The sequence below is a fragment of the Teretinema zuelzerae genome (assembly GCF_021021555.1).
GTDB classification, from domain to species: Bacteria; Spirochaetota; Spirochaetia; order Treponematales; family Treponemataceae; genus Teretinema; species Teretinema zuelzerae.
Genome location: NZ_JAINWA010000001.1, coordinates 387379 through 407812 on the forward strand (window position 1 = coordinate 387379; position 20434 = coordinate 407812).

A 20434-nucleotide genomic window follows, 5' to 3' on the forward strand; every position below is an offset into this window, starting at 1 on the left:
TTATTAACGCTGCGCGTTATTTCTTCATATGGAGAATTTCAGCAAAGATGAAATTCTCCGGAAGAAGCGACGTATACGTCACTTCTTCATTGCCTCGCTGATCGCTACCGCTACCGCGACGGACGCGCCGACCATGGGGTTGTTTCCCATGCCGATGAGTCCCATCATTTCAACGTGAGCGGGTACGGATGAAGATCCGGCGAACTGCGCGTCGGAGTGCATGCGGCCCATGGTGTCGGTCATGCCGTAGGAAGCGGGACCGGCGGCCATGTTGTCCGGATGCAGGGTGCGTCCGGTACCGCCGCCCGAGGCGACGGAGAAGTACTTCTTGCCGGCGTCGTTGGTTTCCTTTTTATAGGTACCGGCGACTGGGTGCTGGAAGCGGGTCGGGTTTGTGGAGTTTCCGGTGATGGAAACGTCTACGCCTTCCTTCCACATGATCGCGACGCCCTCGCGGACATCGTCGGCTCCGTAGACGCGGACGGCTGCGCGCTCGCCTTCGGAATACTTGAATTCCTTGACGATTTTAAGCTCGCTGGTGTAATAGTCGAACTGGGTCTGCACATAGGTGAAACCGTTAATCCGGCTGATGATCTGGGCGGCGTCCTTTCCAAGACCGTTCAAACACACCTTGAGGGGGGTCGAGCGGGCGCGGTTGGCGCTCTTGGCGATACCGATCGCGCCTTCGGCTGCGGCGAAGGATTCGTGTCCGGCAAGGAAGCAGAAGCACTTGGTCTCGTCGGAAAGGAGCATCGCGGCGAGATTTCCGTGTCCGATGCCGACCTTGCGGTCGTCAGCGACTGATCCGGGGATGCAGAATGCCTGGAGGCCTTCGCCGAGCGTGCGCGCGATGTCGGCAGCGTTCTTCTCGCCCTTCTTGATCGCGATGGCGGCGCCCACGATATAGGCCCATTTCGCGTTTTCGAAACATATCGGCTGGATGCCGGCGACTAAACCGCCGACGTCCACGCCCGCGTCGTCGCACACCTTCTTGGCGTCTTCGACAGAGTTGATTCCATATTTCTTCAACACGGGAAGAATCTGGTTTATTCTGCGCTCGTAGCTTTCAAACAGTGCCATAATTTCCTCCCTTCCTTACTCGTGCCTGGGGTCGACATACTTCGCGGCGTCGGCGAAGCGACCGTAGGTGCCCTTTGCTTTGGCGAGCGCCTCGTTGGCGTCCGTTCCCTTCTTGACCGCGTCCATCATTTTTCCGAGGTTAACGAACTCGTAGCCGATGATCGCGCCCTCTTTGTCCACGCCGAGGCGGGTGACATAGCCTTCCGCGAGCTCAAGATAGCGGGGACCTTTCGCCTTGGTGGCGAACATGGTTCCGACCTGGCTGCGAAGACCTTTTCCGAGATCCTCGAGCGAAGCGCCGACTACAAGACCGCCCTCGGAGAAGGCGGACTGGCTGCGGCCGTATACGATCTGGAGGAACAGCTCGCGCATTGCGGTATTGATCGCGTCGCATACGAGGTCGGTGTTAAGCGCCTCGAGGAGGGTCTTTCCGATCAGGATTTCTGAAGCCATCGCGGCGGAGTGGGTCATACCGGAGCAGCCGAGGGTTTCAACAAGGGCTTCCTCGATGATTCCGTCTTTGATGTTCAGAGTCAGCTTGCACGCGCCCTGCTGGGGAGCGCACCAACCCACGCCATGGGTAAAACCGGAAATGTCCTTGATTTCCTTTGCCTGCACCCACTTTCCCTCCTGGGGAATCGGTGCCGGACCGTGATAAGCGGCCTTGGCAAGAGGACACATGTGTTCGACTTCAGTCGAATAAACCATATTTGTCTCCTTGATCGAGAGTTTGAAAACCGTTTGTTGGTTTAAGTTTGGGTGTGATTGTATAAAAAAAGAGAGAGTTGTTCTAGGGGGAGCGTCTTTCTGCAGGGGAAAGCCTTCCCCTGCGCTCCGAAAGTAAAGCCCCCTTTATATACCTACCGGTAGGTATATAAAGGGGGCTTTACGTTTCTCCGCTACCCCTTCTCCGCCGCCTACTGAAAAACAACCTGTATTTTGCCGGCCGACGCATTCCTGACATACTCTTGCAAAGCGGATGCTGTCTCAATCCTCACCGAACCGGTTATTTCCACGTCCGAAGAAAACGAGTCAACACTTTCGGTAATGCCCAGAGAATCGGCGTCGCGCTTGTACCGTTCATACAAGGCATACGGTAAAGAGAGAATAAATGACCGTGTTTCGATTATTTCATGCGGCTCGCAGATATCGAGCACCGCTTTCACCGAATCGCCGTACGCCTTCACCAGACCGCCGGTGCCCAGTAAGGTTCCACCGAACCACCGGGAAACCGTTACCAGAATATTCGTCGCACCGGAACCCTTGAGCACGTCCAGGGATGGCCGCCCGGCGGTACCGGAAGGTTCTCCGTCGTCGGAACAGCCGAGAATTTCCCCGGACGAACCGATGACGAAGGCATGCACGACATGAGTCGCGTCGAAATACCGTTCCTTCTGCTTTTTCAAGAGTTCCCGGGCTTCCTCCTGCGAGGAAACCGGGAAGGCCTCCGCAAGGAAGCGCGATTTCTTTATATCCAGCTCGCAAACTGCGTTTTGGGATATTGTTTTCATTGTCCGCCACTATAACCTGAAACGAGCCTTTCGACACGCCCGGAAAAACAAGACGAGGGCGCTTACTTGCTCGTCATATTTACGACATCAGACCAATCCGGCGGTACGCCTTCCTTCACCAGCTTGTGCACCTTTTCAAGGAATATTGAAGACGCGGCGTCGTCCGGCTCGATCTCAAGGCATTTGGAAAACAGAATGATCGAATCGCCGAAGCGCTTCTCGCGGTATGCGTCGATCGCGGAGTTGAATTTCTCCGCCAGGGCGACCATGCGTCCGGAGGCCTCAGAACGGACAGCCATGATATTATAGAGCTGCACCGGCGTATTGATTCCGACTACGCGCACCCGATCGAGCTTTCTGCCGAGGAACATTCCGTTCGTCTGGTTCCAGGTGCTTTCCGAAACTAGAATCCAGGTTCCGTACGCCTTGTTTACGCCTTCCAGACGAGCCGCGAGATTTACGTCGTTGCCCATGATCGTATAGTTCATTTTATTGTCTGTGCCCATGTTTCCCACGACCATAGCGCCGGTATTCACGCCGATGCGGGTATAAATGGGCATGGGAGTTTCGTTCGCCGCCATCATTTCTTCGTTCAGCTTCTCTTCAGCCTGCTTCATTCTCACAGCCGCAAGACAGGCCCGGGAGGCATGGTCGGGCAGATCGATCGGAGCGCCGAAGAACGATACGATCGCGTCTCCGATGTATTTATCGATCGTGCCCTTCTGTTCAAGAACGATGTCGCTCATCACCGTCAGATATTTATTGAGAATTTCTACCAGATGTTCAGGAGTAACTTTCTCCGACAGGGTTGAAAAGCTCTTGATATCGGTGAACAGGGCGGTTATCTGTTTTTCCTGTCCGCCGAGCTTCAAGAGGCTCGGATCCTCGACGATCTGGTTTACGACGTCTGAAGACAGATACATGGTAAAGGCTTTGCGCAGAAAACTCTTCTCCTGTTCCGAGAATATGAACTTGAGGATGGAAACAAGGAGGAAGGTGACGACCACGGTCATAAGAGGAGCGAATACATGGATATACACGCGGAACAGGGCGAACGCCGCGGCGAAGGAAAGATATACGACGACGATGGACGCGAGGCCGAACAGTATCCTCCCTTTTAATCCTTTGATGCGCCTGTATGCGATTCCCGAAACGAGAGCGAGAACGAAAGACAGTATCCATGAAAACCATGAGGGGAACGGGTAGATGAATTCCTGTGTCATGATCGTGTTATAGATATTCGCGTGCGTACCGACGTTGGCATAGGATTTCTGGAAGGGATTGACGCCGAGATCGGAAGTTCCCACGCCGCTGTAGCCGATTATGCAAAAGGACCCCTCGCATTCTTTTTCGAGCCGGCTTATATGATCGCGGTATAGCGCGAACTGATCGCGGTACACCTGGAAATTCCCCATGATGTTGGCCGAAAGCTCATCGTAGCGGGAATCTCCCGTCGCTTCCTTGATGCGGTCGAACACGGTTTTGATCTCTTCATCGTAACCGCCGGTAAGATACTCCTCGTACATAGCAAAAAACTCGTCGCGCGCGGCGAAGTACCCGGAATAATCGTTCCTCGATTCATCCATCAGGGATTCTTTCCATGCATTCAAATCCGCGTAGGAGGACAGCAGCCATACGGCAGCCTCATGGTAGGGAAGAAAGCCCGAGGAATCGCGGATTCCGTATTCAGTGATGCGCGAAAGATTGTCGATCAGCTGCTCTTCGAGGTCGTCGGCGAGTTTCAGCGCGTACACCGAGATATGACGGAAGCTCTGATCGGTCGGATCGGAGACCGAGGTAAAAGCGCGTTTAAGCCAGTTTATGAGGAACCGGCCGTGATCGTCGAGAGGGATGGAAATATCGGAGCGCTGGCCGGATTCAGGGTTTTTCGGATCGAGGGCATTCCGGAGAATCAGGGTTCTGCCCCTGCGCTCCAGGAGTTCAGGCTTGAGGATGTCGAGCACCGGCGAAAACACCAGCTGCGCGACATAGGCGCCCTCGTGCTCTGCCAATAATTCAATGCGTCTGCGCACCCCGTCTTCGTCGATGATGACGTTCGGGAAACCGGCTCCTGAAGAGGCCTGAAGCAAGGGAAGGATAGCGGGAGCGATGCCGCGCTCGAAATCGCTGTCCCGGTAGGTATGCGCCGTTTCGCGGGCGATCTTCCCCCCCGGATCGAGAACATTTGTCCATAAACGGTTCTCGTACGCCCATTTATTGAGTATTTCCGTATCGTCGTTGGTGTTGATGCGCTCGGCGTTTATCGTTAAATAAGATTTTCCGAAAAATTTAAGGCTCCGCGCGAAATATTCGTCATTATCCTGAAAGATATTCGAACTGATGGACTCAGCAAGGCCGTTCAACCGTTCGTCGATATAGCCTGACATTTCCGTTCCTACATCGACGGCGTACTCGACGGGTATGGATCCAGAGGAGACCGCCCCGGAGAAATCCGAAAGATACTGCAGGATTTCCTGATGTACGCTTTTGTATTCGGCTGGAAACTCGGTTTTCACATAGTTGCGATTAACGCCCGTCTGGCCGGGAGAAAGATACTCGATATCGAATACGGCGTAGCGACCGCCGGACTCCCGCAGGCGAACAAGCGCGTTTCCGATAATATCCCGGGTCCAGGGCCAGGCGCCGATCTGCTCGATCGCCTCATCGTCGATATTGACGAGCAGCACGTCCTTGCGTTCCGAAACTTCGGGCTTTATCGCTAACAGCGTATCGTACATTCCATATTCGATTTTTACGCCTGATTCCGTCAGGGAAAGAGAGACGAATACCGCCAACGTAATGAAAGCAACCGCATATTCAAGCTTTTTTTTCAGATAATCGAGAATTCCGGCGATGATTTTCACCCTGTCCTCCAGGTCGTTTCGCGAACTTTCACTTAAGTATAACACATGAAATAAAAAGCAAGGCATGGTTGGAAATGCTTTATTTTTGCCTAAAATGAGGTATAGTTTATCGAAGACAAGGAGAACGCGGATGAAAAAGTCGATGATCCCCGTATACTGCGCCCTCGCAGGATTTCTAGCCTGTCCGGTATCAGCCGAAATCCTTACCTGGAGAGCGAGCACCGGCCAGCAATACGAAACGAAAAAGACTATTACAGAATACGTCACCATGATGGATACGGTGACGTCGAAACCGGTTCTTATCGTGCAGGATGCGGTGTACCAGGAAACAGCGGCACAGAACAAAAGCACGCTCAGCCACATCCGCGGCATCCCAACCTTCCCGCACAGCAGCGTGGACGCCGGAACCGAATGGACGGAAGAAGCTCTCATTACGCTGAATCTCGCGGGCTTCGGTTTCAAGGAGCCGCTTGAATTATCAGTTCCTGTTTCGTACGTATGCACCGGCATCGAGGAACTTGAGGGACGAACCTATTACCGCATTAAAGCGATGTGGGAGCCCGCGCACGAGCCTGACAGGGCGGCCGCGAAAAAAACAGGGATCAAACGTATACGGGGCCTCTCGACGATGGATATCCTCTGGGATACGAAATCCGGCAGTCCCAAACACATAGACCTTTCCGAAGAAACCCAATACAGATTCAACGACGGAAGCTCGATACTCCATACCCGGAAAATTGAAGACGAGTTTCGCACGGTTACCGACATAGTCCGCGAGAGGATCATTAATCAGCTTGAAGAACAGATCATCGCCCAGAAGGTAGAAAACGTCGAGGTCAAGCAAACAGACGCAGGAATCGTTCTTTCTATAGAAAACATCCAGTTTCAGCCCGATTCCTCCGAGCTTGTCGAGGCAGAACAGGCCAAAATAGGAAATATCGGAAAGCTTCTCGCGACCTTGTCGGACAGAAAACTCAGCATAGTAGGACACGCGGCGAATACGCCCGGTTCCGATGAACAGGAATTGGTGGATCTGTCCGCGGCAAGAGCGAGAAGCGTCGCGGATTTTCTGATCGCTTCAGGATTCCGCACCTCGGATTCCATCATCTCAAGCGGAATGGGCGGATCAGTCCCCCTCGATACGAACGACACGCCCGAGGGGAGAAGCAAGAACCGAAGGGTTGAAATCATCATCATGGATGCGGAGGAAGGATTATGAAAAAAAAGATCCTGGGGTGTTTGATGCTCGCGCTTCTTGCGCCCTTGGCCGCGCAGGACGCCGCGACGATCAGTTCGATTTTAGCGAAGAAATCCGTCAGCTACCTTGATTTCTCATACCTTTTGGCGAGCGAATTGGGCTTGACGGCGACTCCGTTCGAAGCTTGGGCTTACTGCGACCGCTACGGCGCGTTTCCCTTCGACGCGAAGGCCGGAGACCCGGTTACCGTAAAGGAAATCTCCTTTTTCCTCGTAAAAAACTACGGCCTTGGAGGCGGGATCATGTGGTCGGCGTCTCAAAGCCCGCGCTATGCATGGAAGGAATTGCGCAACAACGGATTCTGGGCGAGAAACATTGACCCGGGAATGATTCTTTCGGGCAGAGACCTCGTCCAAGCGGTAAGCAAGTTCTTTAATACATACCCGGAGGCCCGCTTGCGCACCCCGCCAACTCCGGAGGCTCCGTACGAATACCGGAACATACTGCTCGCAGACTCCCAGGAGGACCCCTTATGAAAAAAAGACTTCGCCTCATAACTCAAGCAATAGTCTTGGCATCGGCTATGATTCCTCTCTTTTCGGCTGATTGGGGACTGGAGCTGTCCAACGAAGGAGGCATTCAGGACGCCGGAGAGTTCAGTCTCATGACGGATCACAAAGAAACCTTCTGGATGACGTTTCCGTTCAACCGGAAAAACACGGCGAATCTGGCAATTGAAGGAAGCCTGTACGCCTCTCTTCCCGCAGGCTCCGAGGATCTCACCTACTTCGCGGATCTCGATCTGTTCAGATTTTCAGCATCCCCGGTGAATAAACAGGGATTCAAGTTCAGCTTCGACGCAGGGCGAATACCCATGTCGGACGCGACGGGATTCATACTCAACCAGAAAATCGACGGAATGGAGCTCCGGTTCAGCTTTCCGTTCGGAAACATCGATTTTTCCTCCGGATACACCGGACTGTTAAACGCACGCTCCAGCAAAAGCGTAATCACTGCAGACGACGGAATCGACGCGGTTTCCGACGATATATACGCTTTCGGTTCAAAACGGGTCATCGGAAAAGTAATCATCCAGATACCCCAGGCTATAGGAAATATCGATTTTGTAGCCGAGGGCGTCGGCCAGTATGATCTTAGACGCTACTTCACCTCTTCCTGGCAGGAAATAATAGATACTGCATACGGAACCATTTCATTGAGCGGTCCGATGATGAATAAAATGTATTATTCGCTCACCGGCACCTATCAGACCGGCATTCAGGAATTAGCCGACGATGGACAGGCATCCGAAAACTCCCTCCTGGCCGCGGCAAGGCTCGATCTGTTCCCCGCAAAGGGAAACCAGCTTTTCGCACAGTTCATCTACAGTCCCGCACCGAACGATTTCTTTTCCGGGTATATTCCGATCACGGTTCAAACCGCGGGAAATCTTTTCGCCGGCGGATATGCGAATCTCATGCGTGCTTCGGCCGGATGGAATTTCAACCCGGTTAAGAGCTTTAACCTGGATTTCGGCGGAAAGGTTTTCATGAACTCCGGCGAGACGGCCACGCAATCGGGAACATATAACGCAACAGAAATCACCGGAGGAGCGACGATAAAAGCTACCAGCGATCTCCGTTTCCGCTTCGACTCGTCAGTTTTGCTGCCGAATTCGCAAGATTTACAGTACGAAACATCTCTCAAGGCTATCCTTGAGTTATAATGTATCCAGGAGGGAATGCATGAAAACCAAACTGATAAGCGCAGGGATTCTTTTTGCTCTTGTTCTCGGGAGCGCGCACGCGCTGGACGGACAAATCGTCAGCATAAGCGGTAAAGTCGAAGCCCAGAATCAAAGCGGAACATGGATTCCCCTGAAAGCGGGAGATGCGCTCGTAGCGGGAACCATGATTTCCACCGGGTTCAAATCGGAGGCGACCGTTAAGCTGGGAGCTTCTGTTCTGACGATAAAGCCGTTGACGCGGATGACGCTGACACAGCTGTTGGAAAAAGAAGATACAGTGGATACCGAATTGTACCTCGAAGTCGGAAACGTAAAAGCCGAGGTTAATTCCCTGAACAACAAGAAAAACGGATTCACCGTCAGAAGCCCGGTTGCGACTGCTTCCGTGCGCGGTACAGTGTTTGAAATGGGAGAAGAACTCGTGATTCTTCAGGGAGCGGTTGTATTCACCTCTCCCGTCGGACAAAAACGGACCGGATCTGCCGGACAAGAGCTGAAAATAACGAATGATTCGGTATCCAGCCCGGTCGCGGCGCTGCAAACGCAAATGGCGACCATAGTCTTGTCGTCTACGCCGTCTACAGAAGTAAAATCGGCGATCAAGGCAACCTCGGTAACCGCAGAAACTGTTCCGCCGCCCGCGGTCAGCGCGGCGGCCCCGGTGGTGATACCTGCAAGCGCCTCTCTTGCGGTCAGCATCGATTGATGTAGACTGACTCCTGTAGAATTTGAAAAGGCTGACGGATGATCGCATCCGCCAGCCTTTTTTTTACCCTATTTCAGTTAATCAGAGATCATTCGTCAGGGCGCTACAGTCCAGGTATGCGAAGTACCGACGCCGTTCGCTTCCTGTCCGTCTTTTCTGACGGTAAACCGATAGTCAAGGACTGAACCGGCGCTGTAGCCAGACAAGACAGCCCGCCAGACGCCGTTCCCCACATGCTCCATGGAGGTGAACCCCGGAGAATAGAGCCACACCCATTCGAATCCGGCGCCTCCGTTGAATGTAACATGCACATCCGAGCCCTTCAGCTCTGCGGTCGTGGTGTAGGAGACGGGAGCTCCGTTAATCAAGCCGTTCGGAAGAGTGCCGGAAAACGAATATCCGCCGGGAACAACAGGATCATCGACTACAGTCGATTCCGATACAGTCCATACATGAGACGCGCCGACATTATTCGCTTCTTGTCCGTTTTTTCGAACAGTAAAACGGTACTCCAGCGCGGAACCGGGAACATATCCTTCAAGCTCGACCTTCCACACATTGCTGCCGGAATTCGTCATTACCGTATGTCCGGGGTTGAAGAACCACACCCATTCGAAGCCCGCTCCGCCGTCGAAGATAACAGTCGTAATGCCGTTGGAATACGAAGCAGTCGTCGTATATTCGACCGGCTGACCATTGATCAAGCCATTCGGCAGAGTTCCGGTGAAAGAATAACCCGGGGCGATAACAGGATCGTCGATAACAGGATCGTCGATGACAGGATCGTCGATGACAGGATCGTCGATGACAGGATCGTCGATGACAGGATCGTCGATGACAGGATCGTCGGAATCTTTGGGATTGTCGGTCCAGAAGTGTATGTTGTCCAGGTATATGACGTCTCCGGGAGCGAATCCTCCGGTCGAGACGAACATGAACATTTGCGTCAGTTGCGTGATGTTAAAATACTGGTTTTGATTCATGAAGGCGCTCAGCGGTATGGAAACTTCTTTCCATTGTCCATTCGCCGAGAAACCGTATTCGCTGTTAAGATCGACCCATTGCTCCATGATCGGGCCGGACTTCATGCCTACGCGGAACAATCCCGACGATGTGGTTTTGATCGCAAAACGAAGATACCCGTCGGTAAAGTTTTTAAGGCTTTTTCCGGTCAAAGAGGACATTCCCAAACCGAGCCATCCGGAATTTCCGGCTGTAAGCTTCAATGATTCGGAGCCTTCAAATTTTTCGGACTTCGTTGTTTCGATTTCAAGCGTTTCCGCCCATGCGTCGATCGAATTCCACTCGTCTTCCGCGACGAACTTGTTCGCAGAGAGAGTTTCGCTGAATAGATTTACGCTGTTCCCTCCCGGTGTCCAGGGTTTGTAGGCAAGATCATCCTTCGTATAGACGCGGATCCAGTCTACCATCATGGCCTGGGGGAACTGGGCGGTGATCATCGAGGGAGAAGAGAGGGGAGGATCGAAGAAGGTTCCCCCTACGGCAAGATTCAACAGAATATACATGGGAAACTGGAACTCGGTTTTAGCCTTGGGATCGGGAAGAGAGCCTTCCTCGGCCCAGAAATTGTCGAAGGTCCAATACACTTCTCCGTCGACGCTTGCGTATATGAATTGCTTGTCCCATTCAAGCATATATACGTGGTAATCCTCGGAGAGTTTTTCATCGAGAGTCAAACTTTCGCTGTACATGGCATGCCCTACGCCCGGCTGATCCCAGTGAGATGCCGCCGAAGCGGTGTTGTCCTGTCCTCCACGCATTTCGAGGATATCCAGTTCTCCGATGGCGGGCCAGTTCTGTCCGTCGAAATCCTGTCCGAGCATCCAGAACGCGGGCCAAACGCCGAGTCCTTCCGGGAGCTTCATACGGGCGGCGATTCTGCCGTAATGAACGCTGTACTTTCCCTGGGTATGAATTCTACCGGAGGTGTACGGCATGCCGTTATGATCTTCTCGCTTCGCGGTTATTACAAGATTTCCGCCCGTTACCTGCACGTTGTCCGGCCTGTCGGTATAGTACTGAAGCTCATTGTTTCCCCAGCCCCAGGCGCCGGTTCCCGTATCATAGGACCACTTCGTCATATCAAGGAAGTTCTCGTTGAACTCGTCATGCCAGGAAAGATTCCAGCTTCCTCCGTCTGATGGATCGAACGCCGCTCGGGCTCCCGAACTCCGCCCGCCGTCCGACGATGCTTCCAACGCGGGTTTACAGCCGCCGACCAGCGCAATAACACCGATAAGGCCCATTGCAGCAAGGCTTGTTTTTCTCATACATCCTCCAATAAAGTATACGTATACATCAGATACCTCAAAGCATCTGATATGAAATTCAAAAATTTCGATGCAGATACTTGGATTTATCCCGATTGATACTCTATTTTCACAGTCAAACTCATATTCTGTCAAGTTATTTTTACTTGCTTTCAAAAATCGTATACGCAGATTGGGAGCGTATACATTTATCCATATCCGCATATATAAAAAAAAGCCGCCCCCTGCGGGACGGCCTCGATACAAATCGACTCATGTTCTTGATGGGCAGACTACTTCTTTTTTTCCGTCTTTTTCGCCGGCGCTTTTTTCTCTGCCGGAGCGGAAGCTTCTGCGGGGGCATGAGATGACGCCTTTGTAGAAACCTCGACAGTTACGGACTCGACCTCCCTGTTAGCGAGCCTGACGCCCTGAGCCTTCAATCCCTTTTCGGGATATTCCTGCGCCTTGAAGTTCGACGACAGGGTTTTAAGCCGCGGCTTCGGTACATAATTCACCGTAAAGGAGCACTTGTCCTTAGTGCTGACGAACAGGACTTCCGCGCCCTCGGGTGCGATAAAATAATCCCGGTTAAGTATATAACCGGATATCCTGCAGCGTTTGATGCAGGGAAATCCCGTTTTCTGATCGCGGTATACTACCGTGAACAAAACCTTCGAGAGTTCCTCTTTTGCGGAAAAACCGCAGTACCACAATCCCTTATCGACGAATACCTTGTCCGGAACATCCATCACGGTATACACGCCGCTTCGCCTGAGAACAACGATGCGGTCGTACGGGGTCACCCTCATCAGTTCTTTGCCGGAAGCTACGGCGAGGCCAAGATATCCGGTTTCTTCATCGTAGCGGAGAGGCAGATCGCGAGTAACGGCTTCCTTCACGTCGACTTTGGTGAACCGGTCGACCTTGGTTCTCCTCTTCACCGCCTCGGGGTCGAGTTTTGACAAAAGACCGTCGAGAACCGAAACGGCGTACGCTACGAGATTCTTCAGGAGCTTGCCGATCTCTTTGATCCTGGCGTTGATTTCCGCCACCTCTGCCCGGTTTTTATTGATGTCGTACAGTGATATTCTGCGGATCGGTATTTTCAGAAGCCGTTCCACGTCGTCTTCGGTCACTTCTCTGATCAGCTCAGCGCTGAAAGGCTCGAAACCCTTCAGCACGGCGTTCAGGACGCCTTCGGCGGTTTTCATGGTTTCGATTTTCTTGTATATCCGTTCCTCGATGAAAATTCGCTCCAGGGTGCGCATGTGCAAACGCTCGGCGAGGGAAGCCTTTTCAAGCTCAAGCTCCTCTTTGAGAATCTTCACCAGTTTTTTGGCATGGTCCTGAATCACCTCGGTGATCGTAAGGACCACCGGGTAATTGTCCTTGATGACCAGCAGATTGCAGGAGATGGACTGTTCGCATTCGGTAAAGGCGTATAAGGCGTCTACGACGTCCTTCGCGTAGACTCCGCGCTGGAGCTTCACCTCGATTTCGACCTGATCGGTCGTGTAATCGTTGATTTCGGAAATCTTGATCTTGCCGCTGCGCGACGCGGCTTCCAGCGAAGCTATGACGCTTTCCGTCGTGCTGCCGAAGGGGATTTCGCGGATCACCACCCTCTTCTCGTCGGACACATCGAGCTTAGCCCGGATAAGAACCTTGCCCAGACCGTCCTGATATTCAGAGACGTCGACAAAGCCTCCTGAAGGAAAGTCGGGAAAGAGAGAAAAGGGCTTTCCCGTTAAACAGGCTTTTTCTGCTTCTATTATCTCGCGGATGTTGTGGGGAAGGATTCGGGTGGACATGCCGACGGCTATCCCTTCTGCGCCGATGACGAGAACGATGGGCAGCTTCGCGCGGAACGCGGTCGGCTCCTTGTTGCGTCCGTCGTAGGAGGGAACAGAATTGGTTATTTCGGGATTATAAAGGATGTCCTTTGCGAGCGGAGTGCAGCGGCATTCGATATACCTTGCGGCCGATGCGGAGTCTCCGGTGAGAATATTGCCGAAGTTTCCCTGCTTGTCGATGAACAGGTCCTTGTTCGCAAGCACTACCAGCGCGCCTCCGATCGAAGCGTCCCCGTGCGGGTGATACTTCATGCAGTGCCCGACGACGTTTGCGACCTTATGGAATTTTCCGTCGTCCATCTCGAAAAGCGAATGCATGATGCGCCGCTGAACCGGCTTCAAGCCGTCTTCAAGATCGGGTATCGCCCGGTCCCGAATGACGTAGCTGGCATATTCCAGAAAGTTTTTGTTAAAAAGGCTCTTTATATAATCCATAATTAGACGTCCACCTCAGCCAGGAGATTTTTCATGATGTATTCCCGACGATCGGGGGTGTTTTTTCCCATATAGAACTCGAGAATCTGCGGCACGTTCTTCAGCGCAGGCGCGCTGACGGGCAGAAGGCGTATATCGGCGCCGATGAACTGGCCGAATTCCTTCGGGCTGATTTCTCCCAATCCCTTGAACCGGGTCACCTCCGCGGACGAGCCGAGCCGCTTGACGGCGGCGTCACGCTCTTTCTCCGTATAGCAATAGCAGGTTTCCTTTTTATTTCTCACCCGGAACAGAGGAGTCTCAAGAATGTAAACGCGCCCGGATGCGACGAGCTCCTCGAAGAAGCTTAAAAAGAAAGTGAGCAGAAGATTGCGGATATGGAAACCGTCGTTATCGGCATCGGTCGCGATGATGATCTTGGAGTAGCGGAGCCCGTCGATATCGTTTTCGATGCCGAGAGCCATCATCATGTTGTAGAGTTCCGCGTTCTTGTAAATTTCAGCCCGCTTTTTTCCGAACATGTTTTCGCATTTGCCGCGAAGAGAGAAAATCGCCTGGCTATACACGTCGCGGCTGGAAACCATTGAACCGGAAGCCGAGTCTCCCTCGGTAATGAAAATCACCGAATTTTCGCCCTTTTTCCCGTCGTCAAGATGATATTTGCAGTCCTTGAGCTTCGGTATTTTCAGCGCGATTTTCCGGGCAGCTTCCTTCGCTTCCTTCTTGACGCTGTTCAATTCAGTCCGCAGGCGTTCGTTGGCGAGAATCTTTTCTTCCAGCTGTTTCGCGGCTTCCGGATTCTTGTGCAGCCAGTCGTCTACCGCGGATTTTGTTTCGGTTACGATCCATGAGCGGACTTCGGTATTTCCCAGCTTGTTTTTCGTCTGGCTTTCGAACACGGGAGACTGTATCTTCACCGCGATCGCCGCGGCCGTTCCTTCCCGGACGTCTTCGCTTTTATAGCTCTTCCTGAAATACTCGTTTATGCCCTTCAGGAAGCCTTCCTTGAAAGCGGACAGGTGCGTTCCGCCGTCAGAAGTATACTGCCCGTTCACGAAGGAAAAGTAGTTTTCGCCGTAGTTGTTCGTATGGGTGAAAGCGAACTCGAGCTGTTTGCCCTTATAGTATCCGACGGGATACAGATGTTCTTTGCCGACCTCTGCGTCGAGAAGGTCAAGAAGCCCGTTCTCCGAAACATACGACTCGCCGTTGAACTGAAGCTCGAGTCCTGCGTTCAAATACGCGTAATTCCATATGCGCCGTTGAAGGAATTCCATGTTGAATTCATAATCGCCGAACACGCTGCCGTCGGGAACGAACTCGACCATGGTGCCGTTTTTAACGCCCGGCTTCACCGTTCCGTTCCGCTGGCTCTTTAAAACGCCGCGTTCGAATACCGCTTCGGCGCATTTCCCGTCGCGGACCGCCATAACCCGAAAATGGCTGGAAAGGGCGTTCACCGCCTTCGTTCCCACGCCGTTGAGGCCGACTGAAAACTGGAAAACGTCGTCGTTGTATTTCGCTCCGGTGTTGATGACGGAAACGCATTCCACGATTTTACCGAGCGGAATGCCACGGCCGTAATCTCGTACAAGAACGGAATTGTTCTTTATGGATATATCGATCCGCTTTCCGTTACCCATGATGTATTCATCGATGGAATTGTCGATGACTTCCTTGACGAGTATGTAAATGCCGTCGTCGGGATTGGTGCCGTCCCCAAGCCTTCCGATGTACATGCCGGTTCTAAGCCGAATATGTTCGAGAGAACTGAGGGTTTTTATCTTTGATTCGTCGTAATCCGCTGTTTTTTTGGCCATAACAGCGGAAGTATATCAGAATTTCCTGTTCACGTCACGGGAGGAAATTTTTCCAATTCTTCTTCGAGCCCGGTTTTTCTCTCTATGCAGACAGCCCTGTCCTTTTTCGCATCCGCGATGCTGGAGGACAAGCCCTGTATCATTTCCTGATAATGAATAATTTTCCGTTCGTATTCGTGAACCGACTTTTCGAAGGACGCAATATTCTTGTCGAGCGAATCGATTTTCAGAGAGTTCTCGAGAATTTCGATTTTACGACGGATCACCGATATTTCCATGCGATATCGGGACACCTGTTCAAGTTGATGTGCGTATTCCCCCATATCGGAAAAACCCGAACCGTCGCCTGAGCCGCCCAGCAAGGATCTTCCATCCTCGTCCAGGAACTTATCGCTGTATTCGCGGGCCGATAAACCGGTGAGAGAATCGATTTTACGGTCCGTTTCGCGTATCCGGGTTCGAAGATCGTCCATTCTGCGGGAAGAATTATCGGCTGCTTCGTATCCTTTAAGGGTTTCGCGAACCTGGGCCAAATCGGACTCCAGGGTGACTGCGCGTTCTTCAAGATCACGCTCTCTTTGCACCGACTGAGCAGCCTTATCCAATGCGGCCGCCGATTCGCCGGACGGATACAACTGTCGTAGACGGATTGTCAGGCCTTCATCCCGCAGGACCGGGAGCAGTGCGTCCGTTAACAGGCCTTCGAGGCGCATCTGCTGTTGTTTGATCGCGGACGAAAGGCTTGTATTCTTCAACTGAAGAAAAATCTTGCCGATGAAACCGTTGTCGCCGTTTTCGAGTTGATTCTGTTCCTGTTTTTCAAGCAAAACCGCGATTTCGCTCCGGCAGAGGGAAGCCTTTTCAAGAGCGGCTCGGGAGGCTTCGCCGATAAAATCGAGAGATGCAGGATCAGCCGAATAATGATCGAGAACGAACCTTCCGAAAACGGAGGCGCTTCGCATCGATGCGGTACGGTCTTCCATCCTCGTTTTTTCAAGCTCTTTTTTAAACTGAAGCAGCTCCTGCAGCCTGTTCGCCGCAGTACGGATTTCCAGAACTGCGCAGGTGTCGGATTCGCGGGACGACATCAAGGATCGCCAGGAATCGGACCTCTCTTCGCTCAGGGCTCCGGCCATGCGGGAAGGATTAACGGAGTCTTCCAGCATCCGCGCGCCGAACTGCCGGTAAAACACGGAAAGCGAGTCCCTTTTTTCGTCAAGGGAAAGAGAGAGCGATTGAATGTTCTTTCTATATGAATCCATACATCTATAGTAATCATATATTATTTTCTTGACAATACGACAATTCAGAACCTACGATTAATCATCATCTATCAGCACACGTGATGCAGAAGGAGAGCCACATGGGATTTGCAACGGATTCAGTACGAGCTGTAGCCGTCTCCGGCCACGGTCAAACAGGGAAGACCACTTTAATCGAACAAATGCTGCTCGCTGCCGGAATGATTCAGAAGGCTGAAACAATAGAGTCGGGAAAAACAGTCTGCGACTACACTCCCGAAGAAATCGAACGAAAAATATCAATTTACGCGAAATTAACCCATCTCCGCTGGAAGGAGAAACTGATAAACGTCTGGGATACGCCCGGATCGTCGGATTTCACCGGCGAAGTCATCACCGCGTTCCGGGCCTCGGAACTCGCCGTTCTGATGATTAACGGAAAAGCGGGAATTCAGATTGAAACGATAAAACTCTGGAGAAATCTCGACCGCAGGAACAAAGCCCGTCTCGCATTTATAAACAACATGGACGAGGAACGAGCGGACTACCAGCGGTGCGTCCAGGATATACACAGCCGCTTCGAGGTCGAAGTGTGCCCGGTAACAATGCCGATGGGATCCGGATCGGGCTTCTCGGGCGTCATAGACGTATTGCGCGAAACAGCATGGATCATGGAAGGCGGAGCAGAGAAACAGGCACCGATTCCCGATGAATATGCAGATGCAGTCGCCAGGGCGCGCGAGGTTCTCGCGGGAGCCGCGGCCGAAGGCGATGAGGAACTGCTGGTAAAGTTTATAGACGAAGCGGGTCTTTCGACCGAGGATATGATTCGCGGCCTTAAACTCGCCATAAAGGACAATCGCGTAGTGCCGGCATTCGCAGGATGCGCCCGCACGGGATCTGGTGTAAACGCTCTTCTCGATTTCATCGCAGACATCGTTCCGTCGCCTGCTGGCGCCCTGGAAATGGTAAAGAAAAACGAAGACGAAGAACTGGTGGTGAAGATCAATCCGGCCCAGCCCTTCTCCGCCCTCGTCGTGAAAACATCCAACGATCAATTTTCGGGAAAACTTTCCTACATTAAGGTTGTGACCGGCTCTCTGGCTTCAGATTCGGAAGTATATAACTTTACCGAAGCAAAAAAAGAGAAAATCGGCAAATTGTACCGCGCTATCGGGAAAAAACTGGTTGAAACAAACGAACTTTTCGCCGGGGACATCGGCATAGCCGTCAAACTGCCGTACGCGAGAACGAACGATACTCTTTCGTCCTCGCCGGACGCCCTGCCTTTTATCAAGCTCAGGACTCCGAATCCCGTGTATTCGATGGCGGTCTCGGCCGCCGAGAAAAAGGACGAGGATAAACTGGGAGAACTGCTCGTCAGGGCTTGCGAAGAAGACAAGACGCTTTCCTATGCATACAACTCAGAAACAAAGCAAAGCGTTCTTTCGGGAATGGGAGACCTGCATATTACGATCATTTTGAACCGGATAAAGGCTCTCACGAAGATAGCCATTCAGACCGCGATGCCGAGGATCGCATACCGGGAAACCATTCAGAGGAAGGCGCAGGCCGAATATACGCACAAAAAGCAGACTGGAGGCCACGGCCAGTACGCGAGGGTTGTTCTTTCGATCGCGCCCCTGGAAAGGGGAGAAAATTACAGTTTCTCGAACGCAGTATTCGGAGGAGCGATTTCCAAAGGCTATATTCCGGGAATCGAGAAGGGCGTGAGGGAAGCGATGGACTGCGGCGTGCTGGCAGGCTATCCGGTCGTCGATGTGGGCGTTACCGTACTCGACGGAAAGGAACACCCGGTAGATTCTTCTGAAATGGCCTTTAAAATAGCCGCGCGCAACGCATTCAAGGACTCGATGCGCAATGCGGGTCCCATTTTGCTCGAACCCATCATGAATCTAACCGTGTTCGTGGATTCCCATTACCTCGGGGACATCATGAGCGATCTTTCCAGCCGACGGGGCCACATACTGGGACAAAGCGATCTGGGTGGAGGAATCGAAGAAATACGCGCGCAGGTACCGCACCACGAATTGCTTAAATACGCTATAGATCTCCGGGCGATGACGAGCGGAACCGGTTCGTTCGAAATGACCTTCGACCACTACAGCCCGATTTCCGGAAAAATCGCCGACGAAGTAATAGCCGCGGCAAAAGAGTTTATGAAGCACCAGGCGGAAGACGAATAACGGATACCCGGAATAACAATGCCTACATAATAAAACGCCGTGCGGAGAACTGTCTCCGCACGGCGATTTTTTTTATCGGCTGCTTAGAAATTTTTTCAGAGCATCAATGCCTGTCGTCCAGTTTGATGTACTCGCGGAGATCCCCGACCTGCTTGAACGCGGGACGGTAAATCCTTCCGCCGGAGATGTTTTCCTCAAGGCGGTGCGCGGCCCATCCGGCGATTCGAGAAATGGCGAAAATAGGCGTATAGAGCTCGCGCGGAATGCCGAGCATCGAGTATACGAATCCCGAGTAGAAGTCGACATTGGTGCAGATTTTCTTGCCGGCGCCTTTTTCAGCTTCGAAGATCCCGGGGAAAATACGTTCGATCATGCAGTACAAATCGAATTCATCAGAACATTTTTTGACAGCCGCGAGCTTCCTCGCCTTTTCCCGGAGAAGTGTAGCCCGGGGATCGGAGATGGTATAGACAGCGTGTCCCTGTCCGTAGACGAGTCCGGAACGGTCGAAGGCTTCCTTCCTGAGAATTTTCCGCAGATAGTCCCCGACTTCTTTTTCGCTTGCCCAGTCCGAGACGTTAGCCTTCAGATCGTCCATCATTTCCATGACTTTCATGTTGGCTCCACCGTGCCTGCGGCCCTTGAGGGAGCCTACTGCGGCGCCGATGGCCGAATACGTATCGGTGTCGGCAGAGGAGACTACATGCACCGTCAATGAGGAGTTGTTTCCTCCGCCGTGTTCCGCATGCAGAATAAGCGCAAGATCGAGCAGCTCCGCTTCCAGTTTATCGTAATTTTTGTCCGCGCGGATCATTCGGAGGAAGTTTTCCGCGGTCGAAAGATTGGGAAGAGGGTTGTGCAGATACATGCTCTTGCCGTCGTAGTGGCGGCGCTTAGCCTGATACCCGTAGGCTACCATCGCGGGAAAGCGGGCGATGAGCTGGATGCACTGAAGCAGGTTGTTGGCGGTCGATACGTCTTCCGGATTCGGATCATAGGAATAAGACACCAGTACAGAACGAGCCAATTTATTCATGATATCGGAAGACGGGGATTTGAGGATCATATCTTCAACGAAATTGTCAGGGAGAACGCGGTACTGGCCCAATAGGGCGTCGAACTCGGCCAATTGAGAGGCATTGGGAAGGTCCCCAAAAAGGAGAAGATAAATCACCTGTTCAAAACCGAATTGTTCGCTTATCTCAATATCGCTGATAATATCCTCAACGTCATACCCGCGGTAAATCAATTTTCCGGGAACCGCGACGGGTTTTCCGTCGATAACATCATACCCGTATACGTTGCCGATACGGGTCAGGCCGACCAATACGCCTTTGCCGTCCGAGTCGCGAAGACCGCGTTTGACATCGAATTTAGTATAAAGTTCCGGATCGATGTAATCATTCTTCTCCGCCAGGGCGGAAAGCTGGTTAATCATCGACGAGTCTACTTCTTCATACTGCATAATTTTTCCCTCCAGGGACGTGATACGAATATTT

14 protein-coding genes are annotated in these 20434 nt (G+C 52.4%); 5 read left to right on the forward strand and 9 right to left on the reverse strand.

The window, feature by feature from the left end; translation table 11 throughout:
• Window positions 1–78 precede the first annotated feature (78 nt).
• The 4 genes from K7J14_RS01815 to K7J14_RS01830 all read right to left on the reverse strand — a co-directional run bounded on the left by K7J14_RS01815 (window position 79) and on the right by K7J14_RS01830 (window position 5455).
• Window positions 79–1080: a GGGtGRT protein gene (locus K7J14_RS01815; RefSeq protein WP_230752420.1), complete on the reverse strand. Its 1002-nt coding sequence runs from the start codon at window positions 1078–1080 to the stop codon at window positions 79–81.
• Window positions 1081–1095: 15 nt separating this feature from the next.
• Window positions 1096–1788: an iron-sulfur cluster assembly scaffold protein gene (locus tag K7J14_RS01820; RefSeq protein ID WP_230752422.1), complete on the reverse strand. Its 693-nt coding sequence runs from the start codon at window positions 1786–1788 to the stop codon at window positions 1096–1098.
• A gap of 209 nt (window positions 1789–1997) precedes the next feature.
• Entirely contained in the window at window positions 1998–2591 is a 594-nt protein-coding gene (locus K7J14_RS01825) for an IMPACT family protein (RefSeq protein ID WP_230752424.1), read from the reverse strand.
• 62 nt (window positions 2592–2653) lie between these two features.
• The gene (locus K7J14_RS01830) at window positions 2654–5455 is read right to left on the reverse strand and encodes a CHASE2 domain-containing protein (RefSeq protein ID WP_230752426.1); all 2802 of its coding nucleotides are present in this window, start codon (window positions 5453–5455) and stop codon (window positions 2654–2656) included.
• 130 nt (window positions 5456–5585) lie between these two features.
• Here K7J14_RS01830 and K7J14_RS01835 point away from each other — a divergent pair, with 130 nt between their 5' ends.
• Genes K7J14_RS01835 through K7J14_RS01850 form a run of 4 tightly spaced genes read left to right on the forward strand, consistent with a single transcriptional unit; the run spans window position 5586 to window position 9106 of the window.
• Window positions 5586–6674 (forward strand): OmpA/MotB family protein, encoded by a 1089-nt coding sequence (locus K7J14_RS01835; RefSeq protein ID WP_230752428.1) that lies wholly within the window; start codon window positions 5586–5588, stop codon window positions 6672–6674.
• Complete coding sequence (locus K7J14_RS01840; RefSeq protein WP_230752429.1) at window positions 6671–7189, forward strand: hypothetical protein; 519 nt, start codon at window positions 6671–6673, stop codon at window positions 7187–7189. Before K7J14_RS01835 ends, K7J14_RS01840 begins: the two co-directional genes overlap by 4 nt.
• Window positions 7186–8379, forward strand: coding sequence for a hypothetical protein (locus K7J14_RS01845; protein WP_230752431.1), 1194 nt, complete (start codon window positions 7186–7188; stop codon window positions 8377–8379). Before K7J14_RS01840 ends, K7J14_RS01845 begins: the two co-directional genes overlap by 4 nt.
• 19 nt (window positions 8380–8398) lie before the next feature.
• Entirely contained in the window at window positions 8399–9106 is a 708-nt protein-coding gene (locus K7J14_RS01850) for a FecR family protein (protein WP_230752433.1), read from the forward strand.
• A gap of 95 nt (window positions 9107–9201) precedes the next feature.
• Here the strand turns inward: K7J14_RS01850 and K7J14_RS16485 are convergent, their stop codons facing one another.
• From K7J14_RS16485 to K7J14_RS01870, 4 genes are all read right to left on the reverse strand, one after another.
• The gene (locus tag K7J14_RS16485) at window positions 9202–11397 is read right to left on the reverse strand and encodes a glycoside hydrolase family 16 protein (protein WP_230752435.1); all 2196 of its coding nucleotides are present in this window, start codon (window positions 11395–11397) and stop codon (window positions 9202–9204) included.
• Between the two features lie 272 nt (window positions 11398–11669).
• Window positions 11670–13667, reverse strand: coding sequence for a DNA topoisomerase IV subunit A (locus K7J14_RS01860; RefSeq protein ID WP_230752437.1), 1998 nt, complete (start codon window positions 13665–13667; stop codon window positions 11670–11672).
• Window positions 13668–13669: 2 nt separating this feature from the next.
• Window positions 13670–15487, reverse strand: coding sequence for a DNA topoisomerase IV subunit B (locus K7J14_RS01865; protein WP_230752439.1), 1818 nt, complete (start codon window positions 15485–15487; stop codon window positions 13670–13672).
• A gap of 29 nt (window positions 15488–15516) precedes the next feature.
• Window positions 15517–16749: a hypothetical protein gene (locus K7J14_RS01870; RefSeq protein WP_230752441.1), complete on the reverse strand. Its 1233-nt coding sequence runs from the start codon at window positions 16747–16749 to the stop codon at window positions 15517–15519.
• 101 nt (window positions 16750–16850) lie between these two features.
• On the opposite strand from K7J14_RS01870, the gene fusA reads away from it, so the two are divergent.
• Window positions 16851–18935, forward strand: a complete 2085-nt coding sequence (fusA, locus tag K7J14_RS01875; RefSeq protein ID WP_230752444.1) for an elongation factor G — start codon at window positions 16851–16853, stop codon at window positions 18933–18935.
• Window positions 18936–19038: 103 nt separating this feature from the next.
• On the opposite strand, the gene K7J14_RS01880 is transcribed toward fusA, so the two are convergent.
• Window positions 19039–20400: a citrate/2-methylcitrate synthase gene (locus K7J14_RS01880; RefSeq protein ID WP_230752446.1), complete on the reverse strand. Its 1362-nt coding sequence runs from the start codon at window positions 20398–20400 to the stop codon at window positions 19039–19041.
• Between the last annotated feature and the right edge of the window lie 34 nt (window positions 20401–20434).